The sequence below is a fragment of the Streptomyces sp. NRRL F-2580 genome, assembly GCF_000720115.1.
Lineage (GTDB): Bacteria > Actinomycetota > Actinomycetes > Streptomycetales > Streptomycetaceae > Streptomyces.
In genome coordinates, this window is record NZ_JOIR01000008.1 from 175,850 (window position 1) to 185,762 (window position 9,913).

At 70.5% G+C, this 9,913-nt stretch carries 4 protein-coding genes, 1 tRNA gene and 1 rRNA gene; 1 reads left to right on the forward strand and 5 read right to left on the reverse strand.

Annotated features, from left to right (window positions below; all coding sequences use genetic code 11):
- Positions 1-8 precede the first annotated feature (8 nt).
- A complete protein-coding gene (locus IF88_RS0110860; RefSeq protein ID WP_030709749.1) occupies positions 9-695 on the reverse strand; it encodes a response regulator in 687 nt (228 codons plus the stop codon).
- Between the two features lie 273 nt (positions 696-968).
- A complete protein-coding gene (locus IF88_RS0110865) occupies positions 969-6,503 on the reverse strand; it encodes a HAMP domain-containing protein (RefSeq protein ID WP_199808057.1) in 5,535 nt (1,844 codons plus the stop codon).
- 166 nt (positions 6,504-6,669) lie between these two features.
- Here IF88_RS0110865 and IF88_RS0110870 point away from each other — a divergent pair, with 166 nt between their 5' ends.
- Positions 6,670-9,252 (forward strand): SpoIIE family protein phosphatase, encoded by a 2,583-nt coding sequence (locus IF88_RS0110870; RefSeq protein WP_063754781.1) that lies wholly within the window; start codon positions 6,670-6,672, stop codon positions 9,250-9,252.
- Here IF88_RS0110870 and IF88_RS0110875 read toward each other — a convergent pair.
- The 3 genes from IF88_RS0110875 to rrf form a co-directional block, all read right to left on the reverse strand.
- On the reverse strand, positions 9,249-9,578 hold the full coding sequence (locus IF88_RS0110875; protein WP_030709755.1) for a hypothetical protein: 330 nt from the start codon (positions 9,576-9,578) through the stop codon (positions 9,249-9,251). The two genes, IF88_RS0110870 and IF88_RS0110875, sit on opposite strands and share 4 nt — an antisense overlap.
- Positions 9,579-9,735: 157 nt before the next feature.
- Positions 9,736-9,811 (reverse strand) — tRNA-Thr (locus tag IF88_RS0110880).
- A gap of 5 nt (positions 9,812-9,816) precedes the next feature.
- A 5S ribosomal RNA gene (rrf, locus tag IF88_RS42025) occupies positions 9,817-9,913 on the reverse strand; the annotation flags it as partial.

Here is a 9,913-nt window from a genome sequence, read left to right on the forward strand (position 1 = left end):
CCGCGCGGTCAGTTCTGCGACGGCAGGGCCGGAGCCCCTCCGGCGGTCCCGGGCTCCAGCGCGTCGAGCGCCCGCCGCAGCCCCGTGAGCTTGCGCTCCAGGTGGGCCGCGGTCGCCACCACGCCCGCGTCGGCCGAGTCCTCGCCGAGCTGCTTGGTCAGCGCCTCGGCCTGCTCCTCGACCGCCGCGAGCCGCGCGGAGAGCTCGGCCAGCAGCCCGGCCGTCTCCTTGCCGGCGTCCACGCCGTTGGAGCCGCTGCCGCCCTCCAGCTGGAGGCGCAGCAGGGCCGCCTGCTCGCGCAGTTGGCAGTTCTTCGTGTACAGCTCCACGAAGACCGAGACCTTGGCCCGCAGCACCCACGGGTCGAAGGGCTTCGAGATGTAGTCGACCGCACCCGCCGCGTAACCGCGGAACGTGTGGTGCGGACCGTGGTTGATCGCGGTGAGGAAGATGATCGGGATGTCCCGGGTCCGCTCGCGCCGCTTGATGTGCGCGGCCGTCTCGAATCCGTCCATCCCCGGCATCTGGACATCCAGCAGGATGACCGCGAAATCGTCCGTCAGCAGCGCCTTGAGCGCTTCCTCCCCCGACGACGCCCGGACCAGTGTCTGATCGAGCGCGGAGAGGATGGCCTCCAGCGCCAGCAGATTCTCCGGCCGGTCGTCGACCAGGAGGATCTTGGCCTTCTGCACCATGCCCTGTCCTCCTCGCCCCGGCACGGGGCCTCCCCGGCTCCTGGCTCCGGCCTGTGCGCCGGGCCCCGCCCCAGAGGACGGCATCCTTGCGCCGTCCGTCCTTGTGCCGGTCATCGTAGCCCCAGTCCCGAGATCGCCACACCCTGTCACCAGGATGTCACTGTGCACGAAGCAGAAACGTGGTGGGAGAGCAGAAGGTTCCCCGTCTACCGGGTTCCCACACCGCTCCGGCCACAGTGAGTCAGCAATTGGTATGCACCGCTCTCCCGGCGGTCACTTGCCCCGCATCCACTGTTCCATCACCGACAGAAGGTAGTCGGGGTCGACCGGCTTGGTGACATAGTCGGAAGCACCGGAGTCGATCGCCTTCTCCCGGTCGCCCTTCATCGCCTTCGCCGTCAGCGCGATGATCGGCAGGCCCGCGAACTGCGGCATCCGCCGGATCGCCGAGGTCGTCGCGTATCCGTCCATCTCGGGCATCATGATGTCCATCAGTACGACCGTCACGTCCTCGTGCTGTTCCAGGACTTCGATGCCCTCCCGTCCGTTCTCCGCGTAGAGCACCGCCAGTCCGTGCTGCTCCAGCACGCTGGTGAGCGCGAAGACGTTGCGTACGTCGTCGTCCACGATGAGCACCTTCTCGCCGTGGAAGTCGTACGTCCGGGGCACCACCGGAAGTTCGTCCTCAACGCTGCCCCAGCCGTCCTCGGCCGCCACCGCGTTCGGCTGCCCCGGCACCGCCGTACGCGGCTCCAGGTCGCTCAGCGCCTTGCGCCGCCGCCGGAACAGCGCGGCCCCGCCGTTCTGCCCCGGCCCGCCCGGCTCGGCGGCCGACAGCGCGGGCCGCGCCGGCTGGGGCGGCCCCGACGGTGCGGCCGCTGGCCCGGCCGGGGCCGACGGCAGCACCGGCCGCGCCCCGTCCAGGGACCTGCGGTACAGCTCGCCGCGGCCACCGCCGGGCGTGGGCGGCGCGTACCCCTGCGGGGGCAGCTCGCTCGGGTGCAGCGGCAGGTACAGCGTGAAGGTGGACCCGCGGCCGGGCTCGCTCGCCGCGTGGATCTCCCCGCCGAGCAGCCGGGCGATCTCCCGGCTGATGGACAGGCCCAGGCCGGTGCCGCCGTACTTGCGGCTCGTCGTCCCGTCCGCCTGCTTGAACGCCTCGAAGATCACCAGCATCTTGCTGGCCGCGATCCCGATCCCGGTGTCGGTGACCGAGAAGGCGATCAGGTCCGCGTCCGCCTCGCGCAGCGAACCGGCCTCCAGCAGCTGCTCCCGGATCGCCGTCGGCACATCGGCACCGGCCGGCCGGATCACCAGCTCCACCGCCCCGCCGTCGGTGAACTTCACCGCGTTCGACAGCAGGTTGCGCAGCACCTGGAGGAGCCGCTGCTCGTCGGTGTGCAGGGTGGCCGGCAGCTCCGGCGAGACCCGGACCGAGAAGTCCAGGCCCTTCTCCGCCGTCAGCGGCCGGAAGGTGGCCTCCACGTAGTCCACGAGCTGCACGAGCGCGATCCGGGTCGGCGAGACGTCCATCTTCCCGGCCTCGACCTTCGACAGGTCGAGGATGTCGTTGATCAGCTGCAGCAGGTCCGAACCCGCGCCGTGGATGGTCTCGGCGAACTCCACCTGCTTCGGCGACAGGTTCTCGTCCGCGTTGTCGGCGAGCAGCTTGGCCAGGATCAGCAGCGAGTTGAGCGGGGTCCGCAGCTCGTGCGACATGTTCGCCAGGAACTCGGACTTGTAGCGCATCGAGACCGCGAGCTGCTCGGCGCGCTCCTCCAGGACCTGCCGGGCCTCCTCGATCTCGGTGTTCTTCACCTCGATGTCCCGGTTCTGCTGGGCCAGCAGCTCGGCCTTCTCCTCCAGCTCCGCGTTCGCGGCCTGCAGGGCCTTCTGCCGGTTCTCCAGCTCGTCCGAGCGCTCGCGCAGCTGCTCGGTCATCTCCTGCGACTGCTTCAGCAGCATCTCCGTCTTGGAGTTGACGCTGATGGTGTTGACGCTCGTACCGATCATCTCGGCGATCTGGCTGAGGAAGTCCTTCTGGATCTGCGTGAACGGCGTGAACGAGGCCAGCTCGATGACGCCGAGCACCTTCCCCTCGAAGAGCACCGGCAGCACGATCACGTGCGCCGGCGGCGCCTCGCCCAGCCCCGAGGAGATCTTCAGGTAGCCGGGCGGGGTGTTCTCGACGAGGATCGTCCGCTTCTCCTCGGCGACGGTCCCGATCAGCCCCTCCCCCGGCCGGAAGGAGATGGGCATCTGGCCGCCCGCGTACGCGTAGCTCCCGCGCATCCGCAGCTCGTACGAGCCGTCCGCGCCCCCCTCCGTCCCGATCTCGGTGGTGCCGCCGGTCGGCAGCGCCAGGAAGAACGCGCCGTGCTGCGCGGAGACCACCGGCGTCAGCTCGCTCATGATCAGCGAGGCCACGTCGTCGAGCTCCCGGCGGCCCTGCATCAGGGCGGAGATCCGGGCGAGATTGCCCTTGAGCCAGTCCTGCTCCTTGTTGGCCAAGGTGGTGTCGCGCAGGTTGACGATCATCGTGTTGATGTTGTCCTGGAGGACCTGGATCTCGCCCGCCGCGTCCACGTCGACCTTCAGGCTCAGGTCGCCGCGGGTCACCGCGGTGGCCACGGCCGCGATCGCGCGCACCTGCCGGGTGAGGTTCCCGGCCATCTCGTTCACGGACTCCGTCAGGTCCCGCCAGGTGCCGTCCACGTCCCGGACGCGGGCCTGACCGCCCAGGATGCCCTCGGTGCCCACCTCGCGGGCCACCCGCGTCACCTGGTCGGCGAAGGAGGACAGCTGGTCCACCATCGTGTTGATGGTGGTCTTGAGCTCCAGGATCTCGCCGCGGGCATCGATGTCGATCTTCTTGGTCATGTCGCCCTTGGCGATGGCGGTCGTGACCATGGCGATCTGCCGCACCTGACCGGTGAGGTTGGAGGCCATGAAATTCACCGAGTCGGTGAGGTCCTTCCACGTCCCCGAGACCCCGGGCACGTGCGCCTGACCGCCCAGACGGCCCTCCGTACCCACCTCGCGGGCCACGCGCGTCACCTCGTCCGCGAACGAGGACAGGGTCTTCACCATCGTGTTGACCGTGTCGGCGAGCTGCGCGACCTCGCCGCGCGCCTCGACCGTGACCTTCTTCGTCAGGTCGCCGTTGGCGACCGCCGCCGAGACCTGGGCGATCCCGCGCACCTGGGCCGTCAGGTTGCCGGCCATCGTGTTGACGTTGTCGCTGAGGTCCTTCCAGATGCCGGTGACCCCGCGCACCCGGGCCTGACCGCCGAGGATGCCCTCCGTACCCACCTCACGGGCCACCCGCGTCACCTGCTCGGCGAACGAGGACAGCTGGTCCACCATCGTGTTGACGGTCGTGACCAGTTCGAGGATCTCCCCCTTGGCGTCGACGGTGATCTTCTTCGAGAGGTCGCCCATGGCCACGGCCGTGGTCACCTCGGCGATGTTGCGCACCTGCGACGTCAGGTTGTTCGCCATGAAGTTGACGGACTGCGTGAGGTCCTTCCAGGTGCCGGAGACACCCTTGACCTCCGCCTGACCGCCGAGGATGCCCTCGGTGCCCACCTCGCGCGCCACCCGCGTCACCTGCTCCGCGAAGTTCGAGAGCTGGTCGACCATCGTGTTGAGGGTGTTCTTCAGCTCCAGGATCTCGCCCCGGGCGTCCACGTCGATCTTCTGCGACAGGTCGCCGCGCGCCACCGCCGTCGCGACCTGCGCGATGTTGCGCACCTGCGAGGTCAGGTTCCCGGCCATGCCGTTCACCGAGTCCGTCAGGTCGCGCCATACGCCGGCCACCCCGGGCACCTGCGCCTGGCCGCCGAGGCGGCCCTCGGTACCCACGTCCCGGGCCACCCGCGTCACCTGCTCCGCGAAGGCGGAGAGCTGGTCCACCATCGTGTTGATGGTGTTCTTCAGCTCCAGGATCTCGCCCCGGGCGTCCACGTCGATCTTCTGCGACAGGTCGCCCCGCGCCACCGCCGTCGTCACCTGGGCGATCTGGCGCACCTGCGAGGTCAGGTTCCCGGCCATGAAGTTGACGGAGTCGGTGAGCTCCTTCCAGGTGCCGGAGACTCCCTCCACGCGGGCCTGGCCGCCGAGCCGGCCCTCCGTACCCACGTCCCGCGCCATCCGCGTCACCTGGTCGGCGAACGAGGACAGCTGGTCCACCATCGTGTTCACGGTGTTCTTCAGCTGGAGCATCTCGCCCGAGACGTCCACGGTGACCTTCTGCGACAGGTCGCCGTTGGCCACCGCCGTCGTCACCTGCGCGATGTTGCGGACCTGCCCGGTGAGGTTGCGGAAGGCGGTGTTCACCGAGTCGGTGAGGTCCTTCCACGTCCCCGCCGCGCCCGGCACCTGCGCCTGACCGCCCAGCTCGCCCTCGACGCCGACCTCGCGGGCCACCCGCGTCACCTCGGCACCGAAGGACTGGAGCTGGTCCACCATCGTGTTGACGGTGTTCTTCAGCTCCAGCATCTCGCCGGCCACGTCGACCGTGACCTTCTGCGACAGGTCGCCGTTGGCCACCGCCGTCGTCACCGTCGCGATGTCCCGCACCTGCGTGGTGAGGTTGCGGAAGACCGTGTTCACCGAATCGGTGAGGTCCTTCCACGTCCCCGCGGCACCCGGCACCTGCGCCTGGCCGCCGAGTGTCCCCTTGGCCCCGACCTCGCTGGCCACACGCGTGACCTCGTCCGCGAAGGTCCGTAGGGTCTCGGTCATCTGGTTGATCGTTTCGGCCAGCTGCGCCACCTCGCCGCGCGCGCTCACCCGCACCTTCTGCGACAGGTCGCCGTTCGCGACCGCCGTCGTCACCTGCGCGATCCCGCGCACCTGGGCCGTCAGGTTGCCGGCCATCGTGTTGACGGAGTCCGTCAGGTCCTTCCAGACACCCGCGACCCCTGGCACCTTCGCCTGGCCGCCCAGCTCGCCCTCCGTACCCACCTCACGGGCGACGCGGGTCACCTCGGAGGAGAAGGACGACAGCTGGTCCACCATCGTGTTCACGGTGTTCTTCAGCTGGAGCATCTCGCCGGCCACGTGCACCGTGACCTTGCGCGACAGATCGCCCTTGGCGACCGCAGTCGTGACGAGAGCGATATCACGCACCTGAGCGGTGAGCCGGTACGCCATGGTGTTGACGGAGTCGGTCAGGTCCTTCCAAGAACCGGACATACCGCGCACCTGGGCCTGACCGCCCAGTTTGCCCTCGGTGCCCACCTCCAGCGCCACCCGCGTCACCTCGTCGGTGAACGCGGACAACTGGTCGACCAGGTTGTTGACCGTACGCCCGACCTTCAGGAACTCGCCGCGCAGCGGATGCCCCGCCCCGTCGCCGGCCTGCGTCCGCAGGTCCATCCGCTGGTCCAGATCGCCCTCGGCCACCGCCGACAGCACCCGGCCCACCTCGGACACCGGGCGGGCCAGGTCGTCCACCAACTGGTTCGAGGCGTCGATCGCGGCCGCCCAGGAGCCCTCACAGGCACCCGTTTCCAGCCGTTCGCTGAGCTTGCCCTCGCGGCCCACCATCCGCCGCACCCGGGACAGCTCACCGGTCAGGTGGAGATTGCGGTCGGCGACCTCGTTGTAGACGGCGGCGATCTCCGCCATCACGCCCTCGCCGGACACCGTCAGCCGCTTGCGGAAGTTCCCGTCCCGCATCGACACCAGGGCCGTGAGCAGCCGGTTCAGAGCGGCGGTATCGACCTCCGTCGTGCCACCGCGCCGGGGACGTCCGCCCTTCGGCCGCGTTCCCGTACGCCGCACCGCTGCGCCAGACTCCACCGTGTCCCTCCCGAAAGGGTCGACCGCTGTTCCGCCGGGCTTCGAGTACCACTGCCCGGCTCTTCACGCCTGCCCAGTGTTTCACCCTGGCCGAACCCGGCCATAACACTTCGGCACCATCGCACACCCGCCGTACCCTGCGGGTGGATTCCCGGACGACGGCACCATGCCGACCGCGAAGGTAAGTAACCTGGCAACCGATGTCCAACCGCGTCGAAGGAGATTCGTGATCACGGCACGGGCGGCTGCCAGCTTCGACCCCCTCGGGCGCTCGGTCGCCGCCGCTCGCGCGTTCGTCCGCGACACCCTGCAGGGCTGGGGTTTCGCGGACATCGTCGACGACGCGGTGGTGCTCACCAGCGAGCTCGTCACCAATGCCGTGGTCCACGCCGGAACCCGGGCCGAGGTCCTGTGCCTGCGCACCGAGGGCGGCGTACGCGTCGAGGTCGCCGACCGCTACCCCGAGCGTGACCTCCCGCTCCGGCACCCCGACGAGCGCCCGTACGCCGATCCCGACAGCGAGAACGGCCGCGGCCTCATGCTCTGCGCCGCCCTCGCCACCCGCTGGGGCGTCGAGTACACGGCCACCCACAAGCACGTGTGGTTCCGCCTCGACCTGCCAGACCGGCCGGTCGGTACCCGCTCCGCCGGCCCCGTCGTCCCGGACCGCATGCTCCCCCTCGCCGACAGCCGGGTCCGCGTCGCCGTCCTCCAGATCGACGCGGCCGACACCATCTCCGCCTGGAACGAGGACGCCGAGCACATCTTCGGCTACCCCGCCGAGAAGGCCCTCGGCCGCCCCCTCGCCGAACTCGCGGCCTGGCCGCAGACCCCCGGCACCGGAACCGGCATCGCCGAGGCCCTGCGCCTGTCCCGCTGGGAGGGCAGCTACGGCGTCCGCGGCTCGGACGGCCGCGTCATCCCCGTCTACGCCTCCCACCTGCGCGTCCGCGACGCCCACGGCGAACCGTCCACCGTCTGCCTCCTCGTCCACGACGACGAGCGCGCGCTGCTCCAGAGCCCGGTACGGGTGCCCACCGACAGCGGCCACTTCACCGAGCCGCGCCCCGCGGACCCCTTCGAGGTCTTCATCGGCTCCCCCGCCCCCGACGACCTGGACGGCCTCCTCCAGCGCACCGTCGAACGCGCCCGTGACCTCCTCGACGCCGACGCCGCCTTCCTGCTGCTCGCCACCGACGACGAGACCGAGCTGGAGGTCCGCGCCACCACCGGCCTGCCCTCCACCCGCCAGCGCTTCGCCCGCGTCCCCGTCGAGGCCGGCACCAACCGGTACGGCTCCGCCCGCATGCCCGCCGTCCACGACGACCTCACCGCGGTCCCCGGAGCGGTCCCGCTCCTGGAGGCCACCGGCATGCGCTCCGCGGTCACCGTCCCCCTCAAGGTGGAGGGCCGGCTCACCGGCTCCCTCGGCGTCGCCGCCGAAACCCCCGGCCGGTACTCCAACGAAGAGGCACTCCACCTCCAATTCGCCGCCGACCGCATCGCCCTCGCCGTCGAGTCCGCCCGCCTCGGCGAGCTGGAACGGCTGCGCCGCGGCTCCCTCTCCTTCCTCGTCGAGGCCTCCGACCTGCTGGCCGGCACCCTCGACCGGGACCAGACGCTGGCGCTCATGGCCCAGATGACCGTCCCGACCCTCGCCACCTGGTGCGCCGTCTACACGATCGCCGACCAGTCCTCCGACCCGTACCTCTCCTACGTCCTCCACGAGGACGAGGAGCGCATCGACGGCCTCAAGGCCCTGCTCTCCCGGGTCAGCCCGCCCGACCCGGTCCGCGAGGCCGGCGCCCGCCCCTGGACGGAGGCGACCCTCGCGGTCGGCGGGGAGACCGTGGTCCTGCCCCTCCTCGCCCGCAACCGCGTGATCGGCATGCTCACCCTCGGCAAGCCGCGCGAGGAGCGCTTCCGCCAGGAGATCCTCGAACTCGCCGAGGACCTCTCCCGCCGGGCCGCTCTCGCCCTCGACAACGCCCGCCTCTACTCCGAGCGCACCGCGATCAGCCGCTCCCTCCAGCGCAGCCTGCTGCCGCCCGGCTCACCCGCCATCCCCGGCATGGAGGTCGAGGTCATCTACCGCGCCGCCGGCGAGGGCAACGAGGTGGGCGGCGACTTCTACGACGTCTTCCCGATCCGCGACGGCGCGTACGGCTTCGCCATCGGCGACGTCTGCGGTACGGGCCCCGAGGCGGCCGCCGTCACCGGCCTCGCCCGGCACGCGCTGCGCCTGCTCGCCCGCGAGGGCCTCGGCGGACCGGCCGTCCTCGAACGCCTCAACGCGGCCATCCTCGACGAGGGCGCCCGCAGCCGCTTCCTCACCCTCCTCTACGGCGAGCTCCACCCCCAGCCCGACGGCGGAGCCCTCATGAAGGTCGTCTGCGCGGGCCACCCGCTCCCGCTCCGCCTGCGCCCGAACGGCCAGGTCGACGCGGCCGCGGACCCGCAGCCCCTGCTGGGCGTGATCGAGGACCTGGACCTCTACGAGCAGACCCTCACCCTCGACCCCGGCGACGTCCTCCTCTGCGTCACCGACGGCGTGACCGAGCGCCGCGAGGGGACCCGCATGCTCGGCGACGACGGCCTCGCCGAGGTCCTCACCACCTGTACGGGCCTCACCGCGGGCGCGGTCGCCTCGCGCGTCCTGCGCGCCGTGGAACGCTTCGCGGCCGAGCCGGCCTCGGACGACATGGCCATCCTGGCCTTCCGCGTCCCGGAACAGCGCACGGGCGACTAAGCACTCTGGTTCTGGTTCACGACGGGACCGCGGGTGGGCGGGCCGACCCGGACGCCGTAGTCGATGTCGTTCGAGGGCACGCCGCCGCCGCCACCGAAGTCGGTGTCGCCGCCGCGAGCCGCGTCACTCGTCCCGCTTGACCGGGATCGGTGTCGCCGCCAGTGGCCCCCGTTCTTGTAGCGACCGAGGGGGTCGTCGGCGTCGGAGGTCGCCCGCACGGGTGCGGTGCCCGGGGCGGCCGACGCCGAGGAGCCCAGGGAGACGCCGTCGGCGCCCAGGGCGATCACGATGACGAGGACGAAGCGTCGGATCCTTGCGATGGTCATGAGGGGTCTTTCCGCGGCTCAGGAGATCGGACTGTCCACCCCATTGCGCCCCGCACGGGCTCACGGGTCACGGCACGGGAAGTCGGGGCTTGACAACGCCGGAAGCACCGCCGGAAACGCAAAAAGGCCCCCGCCAAATGGCGGGGGCCTTCTTTGTTGGAGCCCTTTAACGGAATCGAACCGTTGACCTTCTCCTTACCATGGAGACGCTCTACCGACTGAGCTAAAAGGGCGGGTTGTTCGGCGGCGTCCTACTCTCCCACAGGGTCCCCCCTGCAGTACCATCGGCGCTGAAAGGCTTAGCTTCCGGGTTCGGAATGTAACCGGGCGTTTCC

What these genes read in the sequence shown, in the direction of transcription:
- IF88_RS0110860 (WP_030709749.1), bottom strand. Translation starts at nt 695, where the DNA reads ATGGTGCAGAAGGCCAAGATCCTCCTGGTCGACGACCGGCCGGAGAAT.
- IF88_RS0110870 (WP_063754781.1), top strand. Translation starts at nt 6,670, where the DNA reads ATGCCGACCGCGAAGGTAAGTAACCTGGCAACCGATGTCCAACCGCGT.
- IF88_RS0110875 (WP_030709755.1), bottom strand. Translation starts at nt 9,578, where the DNA reads ATGACCATCGCAAGGATCCGACGCTTCGTCCTCGTCATCGTGATCGCC.